We start from the raw sequence: 15081 nt of genomic DNA, 5'->3' as shown, positions 1-15081 counted from the left end.
ATAGCCAGCGGAGCGGTCGCGCCCGGCGCCGGTCGGGGCGCCTCCCCGTGAGAGAATCTGAGGGCGTGGCGCTGCCACCCACCACCGACACGATCGCGGCCATCGCCACCGCGCCCGGCACCGGAGCCGTGGGCATCGTCAGGGTCTCCGGGCCCGACGCCTACGCCGTCGCCGACGCCGTGTTCCGGCCGGCCAGCGGCGCGCGCCCCAGCGGCCTCGGTCCGGGGCGCGTGGTGTTCGGCCGCGTGGCGAGGGACGGCGAGGTCGTCGACGAGGCGCTCCTGCTGACCTTCAGGGCGCCGGCGTCGTACACCGGCCAGGACGTGATCGAGCTGCAGACGCACGGCGGACCGGCGGTGCTGAGGCGCGTGCTCGCGCTCTGCCTCGAGGCCGGCGCTCGCGCCGCCGGGCCGGGCGAGTTCACCCTGCGCGCCTACCTGAACGGACGCCTCGACCTCGCCCAGGCCGAGGCCGTGCTCGACCTCGTCAACGCCTCCACCGAGGCCGCCAGGCGCAACGCCGCCGGCGGCCTCACGGGCGCGCTGAGCCGGCGCATCGGCGAGGTGCAGTCCGACGTCACCGCCGCCTACGCCGAGCTGCAGGCCGGCTTCGACTACCCGGACGAGGGCGTGCCGGAGGCCCGGCTGCAGGGCCCGCTGCGGCGGGCGCTCGAGCGCATCGACGAGCTGCTCGCCACCGCCGACGCGGGGCGCCTCACGCGGGAGGGCGCGCGCCTGGCGCTGCTCGGCCGTCCGAACGCCGGCAAGTCGAGCCTCCTCAACGCGCTGCTCGGCTACCAGCGCTCGCTCGTGAGCGACGTGCCCGGCACGACGCGCGACTACCTCGAGGCGCCGCTGGTGCTGTCCGGCGTCCCCGTCACGCTCGTCGACACGGCCGGCATACGCGCCGCCGCCGACGCGCTCGAGGCCAGCGGCGTGGTGCTGACCACCGAGGTCGCCGAGCGCGCCGACCTGAGGCTGCTCGTGCTCGACCGCTCGCGGGCCCTAGACGGCGAGGACCGGGAGCTCCTGCGCCGCTTCGCGCCCGGCGCCCCGGCCGAGCGCGGCGGCGGCCGCGCGCACACGGTCGTCGTGGCCAGCAAGGCCGACCTCCCGGCGGCCTGGGCTCCCGCCGACCTGGGGCTCCACGAGGGCGTGCCCGTCGTGACGGTCTCGGCGCTCACCGGGCAGGGACTGGAGGAGCTGCGCGCCGCCCTCGCCGACCAGCTCGTGGGCGACGCCGCCGGCGCCGAGCTGTGGGTGGGCAACGACCGCCACGTCGAGGCGCTGCGGCGCGCCAGGTCGTCGGTGGCGAGCGCCCTCGAGCACGACGAGGAGCTGGCGGCCCTCGACCTGCAGGACGCCCTGGCCGCCCTCGCCGCGATCACGGGGCGCGAGGGCGTGGTCGAGGAGACGCTGGCGAGCATCTTCTCCCGCTTCTGCGTCGGCAAGTAGCGCGGCGCCGCAGCCGGCGCCCGGTCCCCCTACGCCACGACGGTCGCGACGCCGGCGGCCCGCGCCACGGCGCGCTTGAGCTCGCCGGCGACCTGCGTCAGCACCGTGCGCGCGGTGTACTCGATCACGCGGGTCAGCGCTCGCTCGCCCCAGCGCTGGGCGCGGGGGAGCCGGAGGTGGACGGTGATGTCGAAGCCGTAGTCGATGCGCGAGCGCCCCGGGCCGGCGGGGCTCACGCGCGCCTCGCCGGAGACGAGCGCCCAGCCGGGCCCGTCCACCGACAGCGGGGTGCCCTCGAGGCGCGCGCCCGTGGGCGTGGGGACGAGCACGCTGCGGAACGGCAGCTCGCGCTGGCCGAACATCGCGGCGGACACCGGTATCGCGGCCGAGACCACGGGCGGGTCGCCCGCCACGACCTGCAGGTCGGCGAGGAAGTCGGCGTGCCTCAGCGTGCGCGCGACGTCGCGCGCGAAGTCCGTCGCCTCGGCGACGCTCATCGCGAGCGCGAGCGCGAAGCTCACCTCGTGCCGTATCTCCACGGCTAGCGCTCGCTCGGTCTGGGTCGGGGTCCCACCCACTCGACGCGCAGCGAGGAGTCGCGCAGCGCGGCCTCCACCTCGGCGTCGGTGGCGCTCCTCAGCCGCGGCAGCTCGTTGAACAGCGGAGCGCTCGTGGCGAGTCCGACCCGCACGGTCACGGGGCCGTCCTCCGACGCCCTGCCGATGCGCCATAGGAGGTGCGACGCGAGCTCGTCGAGCAGGTCAGGCACGCTACGAGCCTACCGCAGGCAGGCTCTCATCCTACTCATGAAAGGTTCCCGGCGGACTAACGCCGCGGGGCGAGACTCGAGAACGCGCGATAGCGAAGGGAAGTGATCGATTTTGTTCCGCATCAGGCCGATCGTCATAGCCATCGTCTTCGCCTCGGCACTAGGCGCCGTGGCCCTCTGGAGCACGGGCGCCGTGACCGCGCAGGGCGCGGTGCGGCCGCCTGACCCGGAGGCCGCCAGGCTCCAGGACGAGCAGAACACCATCGACGTCGTGAGGGCCATCGGTCCCAGCGTCGTCGCGATCACCGTCGAGGTCCGAGGCGAGGTCATCAACCCGTTCCAGAACCTGCCGTTCCTGCCCGAGCCGTTCAGGCAGCTCTTCCCGCCGCAGGGCATCCCCCGCGTGCAGCAGAGCAGCGGCTCCGGGTTCGTGATCGACGACGAGGGGCACATCGTCACGAACTACCACGTGGTGCGCGCCGCGCTGCAGGAGAACTCGATCGAGCCGCGCGACAGGGCCACGATCACGGTCTCCTTCCCCGACGGCGATGAGCCCGTGAGGGCGCGGGTCGTGGGCGCGAACCCCGACTACGACGTCGCCCTCCTCGAGCTCGAGGACCCCTCGGCCGTCCCCGCGGGCGTCGAGCCCATCGAGCTCGCCGACTCGGACGACGTCCAGGTGGGCCAGAAGGTCATCGCCATCGGCAACCCCTTCGGCCTGCAGTCGACGGTCACCCAAGGCATCGTCTCGGCCATCGGCCGCGAGCTCACGTCCATCGGCCAGGTCGACATCCCCATGATCCAGACGGACGCGGCGATCAACCCGGGCAACTCGGGCGGGCCGCTGCTCGACTCGTCGGGCAGGCTCGTCGGCATCAACACGATGATCGTGCCGGGCATGAGCGCCTCGGGGCAGGCGGCGAACATCGGCATCGGCTTCGCCGTGCCCAGCTCGCTGCTGGCCGAGACGCTGCCCGAGCTGCGCGAGGGCGGCCTCGTCGGCTTCTACGCCGCCTCCCAGACGATCCAGGACCGCGCGCGCCTGGGCATCCAGATCGTCCCGCTCTCCGACTACCCCGAGGAGGCCCGCGAGGCGCTGCGCCTGCCCGATGAGGGCGTGGTCGTGGTCGCGGTCGACCCCGGCGGGCCCGCGGACGAGGCCGGCATCGTCGGCGCGCAGTTCATGGCCGTGATCGGCCAGCAGCAGTTCCCCGCCGGCGGCGACGTGATCGTGGCCGCCGAGGGCGAGCCCGTCGACGAGGTCCAGGACCTGCAGGCCCTCGTGCTCGAGCGCGAGGAGGGCGACGTCGTCACGCTCACCGTCTGGCGGGACGGCCGCGAGCGCGAGGTCGAGGTCACGCTGCGGGTGGTGCCCTCGGGCGGCCAGCAGCAGGGCGAGCAGCAGTAGCGAAGGCCGGGCGCGGGCGACCGCGCGGTCGCCCGGGCCCGTGCTAGCTTCTGGCGCTATGGAGCGTCCCGGCCGAGCCTGCCGCCTGGGCCTCGTCCTCTCCGGGGGCGGGGCCCGGGCGTTCGCGCACATCGGCGTGCTGCGCGTCCTCGAGCGGGTGGGTGCCCGCTTCGACGTCGTGGCGGGCACCTCGATGGGCGCGATCATCGGCGCCCTTTACGCCGCCGGGCGCAGCGCCGACGAGATACACGAGATCGCCAAGGGCGTGAGCTGGCGCGACGTCGTCGACATCTCGCTGCAGGCCGGCCTCATCAAGGGCGACAAGCTCGAGTCGTTCCTCGCCGAGCTCCTGCCGCGGTCCTTCGACGACCTGCCGGTCCCGTTCGCGGTCACGACCACCGACATCGAGACGGGCGAGGCCGTCCTGCTCCAGGAGGGCGACCTCGTGCGGGCGATCAGGGCCTCGTCGAGCTTCCCCGGCGCGATCGAGCCGATCCAGTACGGCGGGCGCACGCTGGCCGACGGCGGCATCGTGAACAACCTGCCGGTCGCCGCCGCCACGTTCCTGGGCGCCACCCGCACCGTGGCGTCCGACGTGACGCCGGCCCGGCGCTCCGTCTACCGCACGCCCGACCAGGAGGGGAACTGGTGGGAGCGGATGGTGGCGACGGTGAAGCTCGAGCGGCGCAACCCCATGGTGCAGATGCTGCTGCGCTCGAGCGACATCATGCAGTCGATCCTCGCCGACGTCCACGCGAGCCTGAACCCGCCCGACCTGCGCGTGCGCATGGCCATGCCCCAGTACCGCGTCGAGTCGTTCAAGGACCTAGACCACATCGTGGCGATAGGCGAGGCAGCCGCCGCCGCGGCGATCGAGGAGCGCGGCGGCTGGGAGAGCTTCGTCGCCGCCGCCGGGGGCGCCGACGAGCCCGCCCTCGCGCGCGGCGGCGGTTGAAGGTCGCCGCCCCGACGCCGGCGCAGGAGGCGCCCGCCCCGCGCGACGCGCGCCGGGTCGCCGGGCGCGGCGGGCGCCCCTGGCTGTGGCTGGCCCTGGGCGTGGCCCTGGGGCTGCTGCTCGCCACGCAGGGGGCGACCCTGATGCGCGTCGAGGGGTCAAGCATGGCGCCCAGCTACCCGCCCGGCACCGTCGTGCTCGTGCTGCGCCCGCCCCTCCACGCGCTCACCCGCCCGGGGCGGGGCTACCGGCCGGGCGACGTCGTCGTGGTCGCGCCGCCGGGCGGCGGCCTGTCGCTGAAGCGCGTGGCGGCGGTGGGCCCCGCCACCGTGGCGATGGCGCGGGGCGAGCTGCTCGTCGACGGCGAGAGGTCCTCGGCGCCTGTCCCGGTCCGCGCGGGCGTCTCCGACGTGCCGCCGACCCGTCTGGGGCCGGGGGAGCTGTTCGTCCTCGGCGACGACAGGCGGCCCCTCGCCTCGCGCGACTCGCGCGACTACGGACCGCTGCCGCCCGCCGCGGTGCGCGGGCGGGTGGTCGCCGCGTGGCGCCCCGGCGGGGCGGGTCCCTAGGCGCCCGCCGGCGAGGCGAGGCGCCCGTCGAGGCCGAGCGCGGACGCGTTCGCCTTCATCGCGTCGAGGACGAACTGCACGTGCTCCCACAGGTCGACGCCGAGCTCCTCGGCGCCGCGCCTGACGTCGTCGCGGTTCACGCCCCTGGCGAAGGCCTTGTCCTTGAACTTCTTCCTCACGCTCGCGAGCTCGAGGTTCGCGATGTCCTTGTCGGGCCGCACCAGCACGGCGGCCGTGATCAGGCCCGTGATCTCGTCGCAGGCGTAGAGCACCTTGGCGAGGAAGCTCTCCCGCGGCACGCCGGAGAAGTCGGCGTGGCCGAGGATCGCGTCGAGGACCTCCTGCGGGTAGCCGAGCTCGCGCAGGTGGGCGACGCCCACGAAGGGGTGGCCCTCCTGACCCCCGTCGGCGATCGGGTAGCGCTCGTAGTCGAAGTCGTGGAGGAGCGCCGCGACGGACCACGTCTCCTCGTCGCCGCCGAGCTTGCGCGCGTACGCCGCCACGGCCGCCTCCACCGCCAGCATGTGCTTGCGGAGGCTCTCGCTCTGGGTCCACTCCTCCATGAGCGCGAGGGCCTCCTCCCTGGTAACGGCCATGCCAGACCTTAACCCGCCCACGTCACCGCGTGCGCGTCCTGCGGGTGCGCCAGCAGGTCGTTGACGGGGCGGACGCGCACGCCGTACGCCAGACGGCCCGACAGCTCCGGCACGAACTCGGCGCGGTACGGGATCGCCTCGCCCGCAGCGGGGCCGGCGAGCATCGGCACCGCGCGCAGGCCGTGCCGCAGCCCGTCGGCGGACCGGCTGTAGACGACCTCGACGGCCAGCTCCTCCTGCGACCAGCCCGGCGCCGTCACGGTCGCGGTGACCACCACCGGGTCTCCCGCCCGCGCGACCTCGGGCGACGCGAGCCCGGCCTCGACCGCGACCCCCTGCCAGGCGCGCTCGACGCGGGCGCGCCACTCGGCCAGGCGCCGCGAGGCGTCCCCGGCGGCGAGCCGCCGGCCGCGCGCGCTGGCCGGCAGGTAGAAGCGCCGCACGTACTCCTTGACCATGCGGCCGGCGTTGAACCGCGGCGCCACCGTGGCGATCGCCGCGGCGCTGCGCCGCAGCCACTCGGCGGGCGGGCCGGCGGCGTCGCGCTGGTAGTAGAGGGGGACGACCTCCTGCTCCAGGAGGGTGTAGAGCGAGTCGGCGTCGGCGGCGTCGCCCCGCTCCTCGTCGTGGTAGACCCTGCCGCCGCCCACGGCCCAGCCGTTGTCGCCGCGGTAGCCCTCCGGCCACCAGCCGTCGAGCACGGAGAGGTTCAGCACGCCGTTGACGGCGGCCTTCTGGCCGCTGGTGCCCGACGCCTCGAGGGGCCGGCGCGGGTTGTTCAGCCACACGTCGACGCCGCGGGTCAGGGCGCGGCCGACGGCCATGTCGTAGTCCTCGACGAAGAGGACGCGCCCGGCGAAGCGCGGGTCCTTGGAGAGCCCGTGGATGTGGGCGATCAGGCCCTGGCCCTGCTGGTCGGCCGGGTGGGCCTTGCCGGCGAACACGAGCTGCACCGGCCTGTCGGGGTCCGCGAGGAGCCTGTGCAGCCTGTCGAGGTCGCGGAACACCAGCGTGGCGCGCTTGTAGGCCGCGAAGCGGCGGGCGAAGCCGATCGTGAGACTGTCGGCGTCGAAGAGGGTCTCCGAGCCCCTGAGCGCGGCGGCGCTCGCCTCGTGCCGCACGAGCTGGCGCGCCAGGCGGCGCCTGAGGAAGCGCAGGCTCTGCCGCTTGAGCGCCCGCCTGACCTCCCACAGCCTGGCGGGGTCCACGCCGCGGAAGGGCTCCCACAGCGCCTCGTCGTCGGCGGCGTCGAGCCAGCCCTCGCCGAGCACCTCCGCGACGAGGTCCTGGACGGCCGGCGCCATCCACGTGCGCAGGTGCACGCCGTTCGTCACGTGGCCGATGGGCACCTCGTCCTCTGGCACGCCCGGCCACAGGTCGGCCCAGATGCGCCGGCTCGTCTCGCCGTGCAGCGCGGAGACGCCGTTGCGGCCGGAGGAGAAGCGCAGGGCCAGCGCCGTCATGCTGAACGCCTCGCCCCAGCCGTGGTCGGCCCTGGCGAGGTCCTCGAACTCCCGCGCGGTCAGCCCCAGCTCCTCCCAGTAGCCGTCGAAGCACTCCCGCGCCAGGTCGAAGGGGAACGCGTCGTTGCCGGCGGCCACGGGCGTGTGCACCGTGAACACGGTGCTGGCGGCGACGACCTCGCGCGCCTCGGCGAACGTGCGGCCCTCCTCCACGAGCTCGCGGCAGCGCTCGAGGGCCATGAAGGCGGAGTGGCCCTCGTTCATGTGCCAGCTCGTGGGGCTCAGGCCCAGGGCGCGCAGCAGCCGCACGCCGCCCACGCCCAGCACGACCTCCTGCCCGATGCGCGTGCGCTGGTCGCCGCCGTAGAGGCGGGCGAGGAGCCGCCTGGCCTCCTCGTCGTTGCCCGCGACGTCGGTGTCGAGCAGCAGCGCCTCCACGAGCCCGACGCGGCAGCGCCAGGCCTGCACCCTGACGTCGCGCCCGAACAGCCGCACGGTCACGAGGGCGCGCTCGCCCCCCGGACCTAGCACCGGGGTGAACGGCGTGTCCTCGGGCGGCACCCTGACGTAGACGGCCTCCTGGCTGCCGTCGTCGGCGACGCGCTGGTGGAAGTAGCCCTCCGGGTAGTAGAGCCCGACGGCGGTGAGCGGCACGCCGAGGTCGGAGGCGGCCTTCGTGTGGTCGCCCGCCAGCACGCCCAGCCCCCCGGAGTAGAGCGAGATCGACTCGTGCCAGCCGTACTCGGCGCAGAAGTAGGCGAAGCGCGGCGCCGGCACGCCCCCCTCCGCGGCGACGGTGCGGAACCAGGTGTCGCGCTCGCGGTAGGCGTCCCAGCGCGCGACGACGCGGTCGTAGAGCTCGAGGTAGGCCGGGTCCCGCGCCGCCGCCTCGAGCCGCGCCTGGTCCACCTCGCGGAGCACGACGACGGGGTCGTGGTTCGAGCGCTCCCACGCCTCGGGGTGGAGCTCGCGGAACAGCCTCCTGGCGTCGGGCTTCCACGTCCAGTAGAGGTCGTAGGAGAGGTCGCCGAGCCGGCCGATGCGCTCGGGCAGGCGCGGCTGGACGGTGAGGTGGCCCAGGACCTTCATGGCGAGCCATCCTAACGCGGCGGGTTACGCTCTCCCGGATGAGCCCCCTCCCCCGCGCGCTCCAGGGCCGCGTCGCCAAGCCGCGCCCCGCGCTCGCCGCCTGCCTGTGCCTGGCGCTCGGCGCCGCCTCCGCGCAGACCGTCGCGGCGACGGCGGCCGGCTGCGTCGCCGCGCCGCCCGCCACCTGCGGGGCGTCGCTGGGCGTGACCTGGCGCGGCGTGAGGGTCGGCGGCACCACCGTGGGCCTCGAACTCGCGACGAGCGGCCTGGGCCTGTCCCTGAGCGCGGCCGAGGCGTTCGGCCCCCTGGGGAACGTCGTCTTCGAGCTGGGCGGAGAGCTGCGCCAGGGACCCGTCGCCCGCGCCAGCCTGGGCGCGCGCGGGGTGATCGCCAGCGTCGCGGCCCGCCTGGCCGTGGCGGCGACGGGCGCCGACGCCGAGCGCTTCGACCCCCTGGCCGTGGCCGCCGAGGACCCGCTCCTCGGCGGTCCGCGCCTCTCGCTGGCGGCCGGCGGCACCTTCAGGCTGGACAGGCGCGTGGTCCTCGACGTCTCCCCCAGCCTCCACCTGGCGCCGGGGGGCGCGTCCGCCACCGGGGGCGCGACGCTGCGCGTCGTCAGGGCGCTCGGCGAGAACGAGCTGCAGGCGCGCCTGAGCTTCGCGCTGCTGCCGGGTCCCGGGGACCACGCGGCGCTCGGCGCCGCGCTGGTGCTGCCGCGCGGACGCGCGCCCGACTGGCGCTTCACGGCCTGGCTGGGCTACGGCGAGAACGGCCCCTCGCCCGGCGCGTCCCTGGAGGTCGACGAGTCGCTGGGCGAGCTCGGCGTGACGCTCAGCGCGTCGTTCGAGCCCTACCGGCGCGACGCTCGTCCGCTGCGCGGCGCGGCGTCGGTGGAGCTGCCTCTCGGCGGGCCCACGGCCCTCCTCGAGCTCGCTGCCGGCGCCCTGCACCCGACGGCCCCCGACGCGCTCGCCGGGCGCCTCAGCGTGGTGTGGCCGTTCGGCCGCTGAGGCCTCCCGACCGCGAACCGGAGGCGGGGCGCGCGGCGCCGCCCTCCGGGGGCGCCCTCAGCGCGCCGGCTCGAACGGCACGAGCTCGCCAGTGCCGAGGTCGAGGCGCAGGACGCCGGTCTGCGGCACGGCGCGCAGGTAGCGCCTGACCTCGCCGCCCCTCACGAGCTGGAACTCGCGCAGGCCGGGCGTGATCCCCTCGGCGTGGCCGCCCGGCATGAGGCGTCCGTCCACGTAGACGATGACCTCGCGCTGCTCGTCCCAGAAGACGACGAGCGGCGCGACGGGCGTCAGCGTCACCTCGACGCGGGTGACGCGGTAGTTGCGGACGTTGGCGTAGACGGTCTCGGGCAGGAAGCCGTCGCGCTCCAGCGTCACGGTGTGGATGCCGGGCAGCGCCGGCAGGGTCGCTGGCGTGCGCCCGGCCGCCTCGCCGTCCAGCGAGACGCGGGCCTGCGGCCGGCTCGTCACCTGCACGCTGCCGCCGGAGATCGCCGTCAGGATCACGTGGAGGAAGCTCGTGTCGCCCGCCCGCAGCTCGACCATGCGGACCTCCGGCAGGAACCCCTCCTTGCGGAGCTCCACCTGGTAGCGGCCAGGCCTCAGCATGGCCACGTCGAGCTGGCCGGTGTGCCCGATCGACACGCCGTCGACGAACACCTGGGCGTCGCCCGGCTCGCTGGAGACGAACAGGCCGGCGTCGCCCTGCGGCAGCTCGAGGACCGCCCTGGTGAACTCGGCTACGTCCGCGGCCAGGCCGGCGGCGGCAGGCCCCGGGTCGGCCGGGTCGAGCGGGGCGCTGATCACGTCGGTGGCGCGGTCGACCTGCGAGTCGACGACGATGAGGTTGACCGTGTACTCGGGCCCGAGGGCGTCGGCCACGCGGGCCACCTCGCCGCTGACGGCGTAGCGCGCGCCGTCGAGCTCGGCGATCAGCATCGTGAGCTCCGGGTCGAGGGCGCCGGCGATGCCCGGCGTGATCCGCTCTCCGGTGCGGACCTCGAGGCCGGTCGCGGCGCCCACGGCCGAGCGGAACGCGGCCATGAACGCGGTCAGGACCGTCTCGTCGACGTCGCCGCGCGTGCCGAACGTCGGCACCGAGACCTGCGCCTGCGCGGTGGATACGAGGAGGGCCGCCACCGCCAGCGCCGCGCGTAGCAGCCCGGCGTGGCGACTCTTCGCGGGCGGGCCCATCGGCGTCAGTATATCTACACCCCGGGCGACGCTCCGACCGGCCCCGCGGGGGCTGCTGATATCCTCTGCGCTGATGCGGTACCTCGTCCTGAGCGACGTCCACGCGAACCTGCCCGCTCTCGACGCGGTCCTCCTCCACGCCAAGCAGCGCGGCTACGACGAGGTGGCGTTCCTGGGCGACGCCGTGGGCTACTACCCGCATGCCGAGGAGGTCGTGCAGCGCCTGGCCGAGCTCTCCCCGCGCGTGAGGATCATGGGCAACCACGACGCGGCGCTGCTCGACATCGTCGACGGCGGCCGTGGGCGCGGCGACGCCAGCGTGGTGTTCGAGGTGCTGGAGCGCCACGCCGAGCAGCTCTCCCCCGCCAGCCTCGACTTCCTCAGGACCTTCCAGGCCCGCCACGTCGACCACACCTGGGAGGCCGCCCACGGCGCCCTGACGCGCCAGTGGGAGTACCTGGCCACGCTCTCCAGCGCCCAGGCCAACGTGGGGCTGATGAGCACGCGCCTGCTGTTCGTCGGCCACACGCACCACCCGCGCGTCTACGCGCAGGCGAAGCACGGGGCCCAGGAGCTGTGGCGCACGGTGACGTTCCGCGAGGAGCGCTCGACCTACCGCGTGCCGCCGCTGGCGCGCGTGATCGCGAACCCCGGCGCCGTGGGCCAGCCGCGCGACCAGGTGCCCATGGCCGCCTACGCGCTCTTCGACGTGCCGAGCATGACCATCGACTTCCACCGCGTGGAGTTCGACGTGATGGCGGTGCAGACGGCGGTCAGGGCCGCCGGCTACCCCGAGGTGCTGGCGGCCAGGCTGGCGGTGGGCCGTTGAGCGCGGCCGGGTCCCTTGGCGCCTGGGGCCAGGAGGAGTCGCTGCGCCGGCTCCTCGCGGGCGCGCCGCCGGGAGGAGCCCAGCGCACGCTCCTGTTCTCCGGTCCCGACGGCGTCGGTCGGCGACGCGCCGCGGCGTGGCTGTGCGCCTACCTGAACTGCCTCGCGCCCGAGGGCTCGCGTCCCTGCGGCGAGTGCGCCTCGTGCGTCGCCGTCGCCGCCGGCAGGTCGCTCGACCTCAAGGAGGTGTCGCCGAAGGCCACGGCCCGGTCGGGCCGGGCGAAGCTGCGGCCCGAGATCGCGATCGACCAGCTCGTGCGGAGGGACCTGCCGAACGCCGACCCCGAGCCGCTGGGCGAGTGGCTGGCCGCGCGGCCGCACGGGCGCTTCAGGGTCGGGGTCATAGACGGCGCACACGCGATGAACGCCCACGCCGCCAACGCCTTCCTGAAGACCCTGGAGGAGCCGCCCGGCCACGCCTACGTCGTGCTCGTGGCGCCAGGGCCGGAGGCGCTGCTGCCCACGGTCGCGTCGCGGGCGCTGAACGTCAGGTTCGGCGCCGTGAGGGCCTCGGCCCCCGACCTGCCGGACCACCCCGGCGTGCGGCTGGGTCAGCCGGGCCTCGTGGAGCGCGCGCGGGAGAGCCTCGCCGCCACGGAGGAGGCGAGGGAGGCGGCGGCGGAGTTCCTGGCCAGCGTCGAGGGCGACATGCTCCACGCCCTCGAGGGCGCCGAGGACCTCGCCAAGGCCGTCGCCGCCGCGCACGAGGCCGGCGCCGAGCCCGGCCCGACCGGCTGGCTGCGGGAGCTGCTCAGGGACCTGCCGCCCCGCCTCTACGCCGCCGCCCTCGACCTGGTCGGCGAGTACGAGGCGGCGCTGGAGGCCTACGCGAACGCGGGGCTGGCGAGCGCGTCCCTGGCGCTGCGCCTGCGGGAGCTGCTGCGGGAGAGGTCGAACGGACCGTCGGTGCGCGGCCTGGCCGGCTAGGCGCGTCCGGCACGCGAGGGGACGCCCACGGCGGACCGGCCGGTCACCGCGCGCCGGCGCCCGGGTGACGGCGAGGCGGGACGCCTCAGCCCGGCCTGGAGACCTCCGCCGCCGGGTACTCGTGGACGGTGCCCTCCTCGGTCTTGATCTCGACCGTGCCCTGGAGCGGGTTCAGCTTCACGATGCGCCCGCAGGTGCCGCTGGCGTCGTGGCAGCCGCGGCTGCCCTTGCGCGGCATGCCCTTGAGGAGCTCGCGGTACATCTCGTGCTCGTACTGCAGGCAGCACATCAGCCGGCCGCAGGGGCCAGAGATCTTCTCGGGGTTCAGCGGGAGCTGCTGGTCCCGCGCCATCCTTATGCTCACCGAGCTGAAGCTCTGCAGCCAGGTCGAGCTGCACGAGCCGTCGCCGCACACGCCCAGCGTCCCCAGCATGCGGGCCTGGTCGCGCGGGCCGACGTTGACGAACTCGACGCGGGCCGGCGTGCGGGCGGTGAGCTCCTGGGCGAGGACGCGCAGGGGCGGCTGGCCCTCGCTCGAGTAGCTGACGACGAGGAGGCTCTCGTCGATCGTGAACTCGAGGGCGACGACCTTGATGTTCGCGTCGACCTGCCGCGCGCGGGCCTTGAGGAGCCACTTGAGGTCCTCGGCCTTGGCCTGCAGCTCCCGGTAGCGCTCGACGTCGTCGGGCTGCGCCTCGCGCACGTAGTGGCCGGAGGCGCGCTCTACCTCGCGCACCGCGGTGCGCACCGTGCCGATCTCGAGCCCGCGACGCGTGGAGACGACGCACGTGGCGCCGACAGCCGGCGGCGTGGGCGGGGCTTCGACGTAGTGGATCTTGGGCCCGTTGTCGAAACGGACGCCTATGCACTCGGGCATGAGAGATGGTAACCGAGCCGTCTCAGCCGGCGGCTCCGAAGAGGCACACGGCCGCCACGGGCGCGAAGCTGTGGCGGTGGTGCGGGCAGGGCCCCAGCGCGCGCAGCGCCCTGAGGTGCTCGGGGACGCCGTAGCCGGCGTGGCGCGCGAAACCGTAGCCGGGGTACTCGTCGTCGAGGCGCGTGAGCCTCAGGTCCCGCTCGTGCTTGGCCAGCACGCTGGCGGCGGCGACCTGGTAGCTGGTCGCGTCGGCGCGCGCGGCCGCGACCTCGCGGTGGCCGGTGCCGAGCTCGAGGTAGTCGGTGACGAGGCCGTCGACCTGCTCGCCGAGCAGCGCCACGGCCCGGCGCGCGGCCAGGCGGGTGGCGCCGAGCACGTTGAGGGCGTCGACCTCGGCCGCCGAGGCGAAGGCGACGGCGCAGGCCACGGCCTCGCCGCGCAGCCGCGCCGCCAGCCGCGCGCGCTCGGCGCGCGTCAGCGTCTTCGAGTCGCGGTAGGGGTAGTCGCGCCCCGGCTGGAGCAGCACGGCGGCGGCGGCCACGGGACCGGCCAGCGCCCCGCGTCCCGCCTCGTCGACGCCGGCGACGGCGACGGCGCCGCGCGCCCACAGCCTGCGCTCGAGCTCCCAGCCGATGACGCCCGCGCTCAGGGGTTCCCCACCACCTCGCCCGGCTCGGCGTCCTCCGGCACCAGGTCGGGCAGCGTGAAGTAGAACGTGCTGCCGCGGCCGACCTTCGACTCGACCCAGATCTTGCCGCCGTGCTTCTCCACGGCCAGCTTGCAGAACGTCAGGCCCATGCCGGAGTCGTACCTGTCGTGCACGGTGTGACGCGACTGCTCGAAGGCGTTGAAGATGCGCTTCTGGTCGGCCTCGGGGATGCCCTCGCCGTCGTCGCGGACGCTGAGCACGAAGCCGTCGTCCTGGCGCCAGGCCCTGAAGTCGATGTAGCCGCCGCGCCTGGTGTGCTTGATCGCGTTCGCCATCAGGTTGGCGAGTACGCGCCGCAGGAGCTTGGGGTCGCCGTAGATGCGCTCCGCCTCGGGGCGGACGAGGAAGCCGAAGTTGCGGTCCTTCGGGCCGCCGACGACGTCGCCCAGGGCCTCCTTGGCCAGGTCGGTGAGGCTGGGGATCACCGTCGGCGCGTACGGCATCTGCCCCTCCTTCATGCGCCTGACGTCGAGGATGTTCGCCGCCAGGTTCAGGAGGTGCTGCGACTCGCTGCGCGCCAGGCTGAGGAGCTCGGCAACGCCGCTCTCGTCGCCGCCGCGCATCATCTCGATGCTGTGGTCGAGCAGGCCCATCACGCTCGAGATGGGGCTCTTCAGGTCGTGGACGAGCATGTGGATGAGGTCGTCCTTCATCCGCTCGCTCTCCTTGAGCGCCTGCTCGAAGCGCCGGGCGCGGTCGAGGGCCTCGCGCAGGTCGCGCTCGGCGCGTCGGCGGGTGAGGAGCTGCGCCACGTACGCCCTGACGACGGCGGGCTGCGTGGGGAGCGTCACGTAGGCGTCGGCCCCCGAGCCGATCACCTTGGCCTCGACCTCGGCGTCGAGCGGGCCCAGGTAGACGAGTGGCGCGTGGGCGAGGTGCTGGCGGCCGCGGAGGATGTGGACGATGTCGAGGCCCTCGGGCACCCGCGAGGCCAGCGAGTGCTCGAGGACGACGGCCTCGGGGACGCCGACCGGCGCGCCGTCGGCCGCCTGGGCCGCCGGGGCGCGGGTGACGTAGAGGAGCCTCTCGACGTCGTCGATGACCTGCCCCTGGACCCTCAGCCCCTCCAGAGCCCGTCCCAGGGCCTGGCCCCGCTCCTGGCTCCCGGAGGCGATGAGCACGAATGAGGCTGAGGCGGCCATCCGAGGGCATAGTACCAACCGCCGGCTGTTA

General features: G+C 74.8%; 15 protein-coding genes. 7 read left to right on the top strand and 8 right to left on the bottom strand.

The features are described 5' to 3' along the window. Positions 1-65: 65 nt before the first annotated feature. On the top strand, positions 66-1454 hold the full coding sequence (mnmE, locus tag VF202_03715) for a tRNA uridine-5-carboxymethylaminomethyl(34) synthesis GTPase MnmE (protein ID HEX7039204.1): 1389 nt from the start codon (positions 66-68) through the stop codon (positions 1452-1454). A 29-nt stretch (positions 1455-1483) separates the two neighbouring features. On the opposite strand, the gene VF202_03710 is transcribed toward mnmE, so the two are convergent. Continuing rightward, positions 1484-1993 carry a DUF3809 family protein gene (locus VF202_03710; GenBank protein HEX7039203.1) on the bottom strand — a complete coding sequence of 170 codons (510 nt, stop codon included), beginning with the start codon at positions 1991-1993 and terminating at the stop codon, positions 1484-1486. 2 nt (positions 1994-1995) lie between these two features. After that, positions 1996-2223: a DUF3248 domain-containing protein gene (locus tag VF202_03705; GenBank protein ID HEX7039202.1), complete on the bottom strand. Its 228-nt coding sequence runs from the start codon at positions 2221-2223 to the stop codon at positions 1996-1998. Positions 2224-2335: 112 nt separating this feature from the next. Between VF202_03705 and VF202_03700 the strand changes: the two genes are divergently transcribed. The 3 genes from VF202_03700 to lepB are packed head-to-tail and all read left to right on the top strand — an operon-like array spanning position 2336 to position 5155. Further along, a complete protein-coding gene (locus VF202_03700) occupies positions 2336-3631 on the top strand; it encodes a trypsin-like peptidase domain-containing protein (protein HEX7039201.1) in 1296 nt (431 codons plus the stop codon). A gap of 58 nt (positions 3632-3689) precedes the next feature. Next, a complete protein-coding gene (locus tag VF202_03695) occupies positions 3690-4586 on the top strand; it encodes a patatin-like phospholipase family protein (GenBank protein ID HEX7039200.1) in 897 nt (298 codons plus the stop codon). Beyond that, the gene (gene lepB, locus VF202_03690; protein ID HEX7039199.1) at positions 4583-5155 is read left to right on the top strand and encodes a signal peptidase I; all 573 of its coding nucleotides are present in this window, start codon (positions 4583-4585) and stop codon (positions 5153-5155) included. Before VF202_03695 ends, lepB begins: the two co-directional genes overlap by 4 nt. Here the strand turns inward: lepB and VF202_03685 are convergent. Both VF202_03685 and glgP read right to left on the bottom strand, forming a co-directional pair. Continuing rightward, the gene (locus tag VF202_03685) at positions 5152-5751 is read right to left on the bottom strand and encodes an HDIG domain-containing protein (GenBank protein HEX7039198.1); all 600 of its coding nucleotides are present in this window, start codon (positions 5749-5751) and stop codon (positions 5152-5154) included. The two genes, lepB and VF202_03685, sit on opposite strands and share 4 nt — an antisense overlap. A gap of 8 nt (positions 5752-5759) precedes the next feature. Continuing rightward, the gene (gene glgP, locus VF202_03680) at positions 5760-8303 is read right to left on the bottom strand and encodes an alpha-glucan family phosphorylase (GenBank protein ID HEX7039197.1); all 2544 of its coding nucleotides are present in this window, start codon (positions 8301-8303) and stop codon (positions 5760-5762) included. 38 nt (positions 8304-8341) lie between these two features. Between glgP and VF202_03675 the strand changes: the two genes are divergently transcribed. Continuing rightward, positions 8342-9313 carry a hypothetical protein gene (locus tag VF202_03675; protein ID HEX7039196.1) on the top strand — a complete coding sequence of 324 codons (972 nt, stop codon included), beginning with the start codon at positions 8342-8344 and terminating at the stop codon, positions 9311-9313. 57 nt (positions 9314-9370) lie between these two features. On the opposite strand, the gene VF202_03670 is transcribed toward VF202_03675, so the two are convergent. Beyond that, positions 9371-10507, bottom strand: coding sequence for a PEGA domain-containing protein (locus VF202_03670; GenBank protein ID HEX7039195.1), 1137 nt, complete (start codon positions 10505-10507; stop codon positions 9371-9373). A gap of 73 nt (positions 10508-10580) precedes the next feature. Here VF202_03670 and VF202_03665 point away from each other — a divergent pair, with 73 nt between their 5' ends. Continuing rightward, the gene (locus tag VF202_03665; GenBank protein HEX7039194.1) at positions 10581-11336 is read left to right on the top strand and encodes a metallophosphoesterase family protein; all 756 of its coding nucleotides are present in this window, start codon (positions 10581-10583) and stop codon (positions 11334-11336) included. Continuing rightward, positions 11333-12322: a hypothetical protein gene (locus VF202_03660; protein ID HEX7039193.1), complete on the top strand. Its 990-nt coding sequence runs from the start codon at positions 11333-11335 to the stop codon at positions 12320-12322. The genes VF202_03665 and VF202_03660 overlap by 4 nt, the downstream gene beginning before the upstream one ends. Before the next feature lie 85 nt (positions 12323-12407). Here VF202_03660 and ricT read toward each other — a convergent pair whose 3' ends face one another. From ricT to VF202_03645, 3 genes are read right to left on the bottom strand one after another with little or no spacing between them, the layout of a single operon-like run. Next, positions 12408-13199: a regulatory iron-sulfur-containing complex subunit RicT gene (gene ricT, locus VF202_03655; GenBank protein ID HEX7039192.1), complete on the bottom strand. Its 792-nt coding sequence runs from the start codon at positions 13197-13199 to the stop codon at positions 12408-12410. Between the two features lie 22 nt (positions 13200-13221). Further along, a complete protein-coding gene (locus VF202_03650) occupies positions 13222-13809 on the bottom strand; it encodes a ribonuclease HII (GenBank protein ID HEX7039191.1) in 588 nt (195 codons plus the stop codon). Between the two features lie 35 nt (positions 13810-13844). Next, on the bottom strand, positions 13845-15050 hold the full coding sequence (locus VF202_03645; protein ID HEX7039190.1) for an ATP-binding protein: 1206 nt from the start codon (positions 15048-15050) through the stop codon (positions 13845-13847). Positions 15051-15081 lie beyond the last annotated feature (31 nt).

It is taken from the genome of Trueperaceae bacterium (genome assembly GCA_036381035.1).
Taxonomy (GTDB): Bacteria; Deinococcota; Deinococci; order Deinococcales; family Trueperaceae; genus DASRWD01.
This window is presented reverse-complemented; position numbering and strand designations above follow the sequence as displayed.

Coding starts and splice junctions, on each gene's coding strand:
- VF202_03675 (HEX7039196.1), top strand. CDS start 8,342: ATGAGCCCCCTCCCCCGCGCGCTCCAGGGCCGCGTCGCCAAGCCGCGC.
- ricT (HEX7039192.1), bottom strand. CDS start 13,199: ATGCCCGAGTGCATAGGCGTCCGTTTCGACAACGGGCCCAAGATCCAC.
- glgP (HEX7039197.1), bottom strand. CDS start 8,303: ATGAAGGTCCTGGGCCACCTCACCGTCCAGCCGCGCCTGCCCGAGCGC.
- VF202_03665 (HEX7039194.1), top strand. CDS start 10,581: ATGCGGTACCTCGTCCTGAGCGACGTCCACGCGAACCTGCCCGCTCTC.
- VF202_03695 (HEX7039200.1), top strand. CDS start 3,690: ATGGAGCGTCCCGGCCGAGCCTGCCGCCTGGGCCTCGTCCTCTCCGGG.
- VF202_03645 (HEX7039190.1), bottom strand. CDS start 15,050: ATGGCCGCCTCAGCCTCATTCGTGCTCATCGCCTCCGGGAGCCAGGAG.
- VF202_03685 (HEX7039198.1), bottom strand. CDS start 5,751: ATGGCCGTTACCAGGGAGGAGGCCCTCGCGCTCATGGAGGAGTGGACC.
- VF202_03670 (HEX7039195.1), bottom strand. CDS start 10,507: ATGGGCCCGCCCGCGAAGAGTCGCCACGCCGGGCTGCTACGCGCGGCG.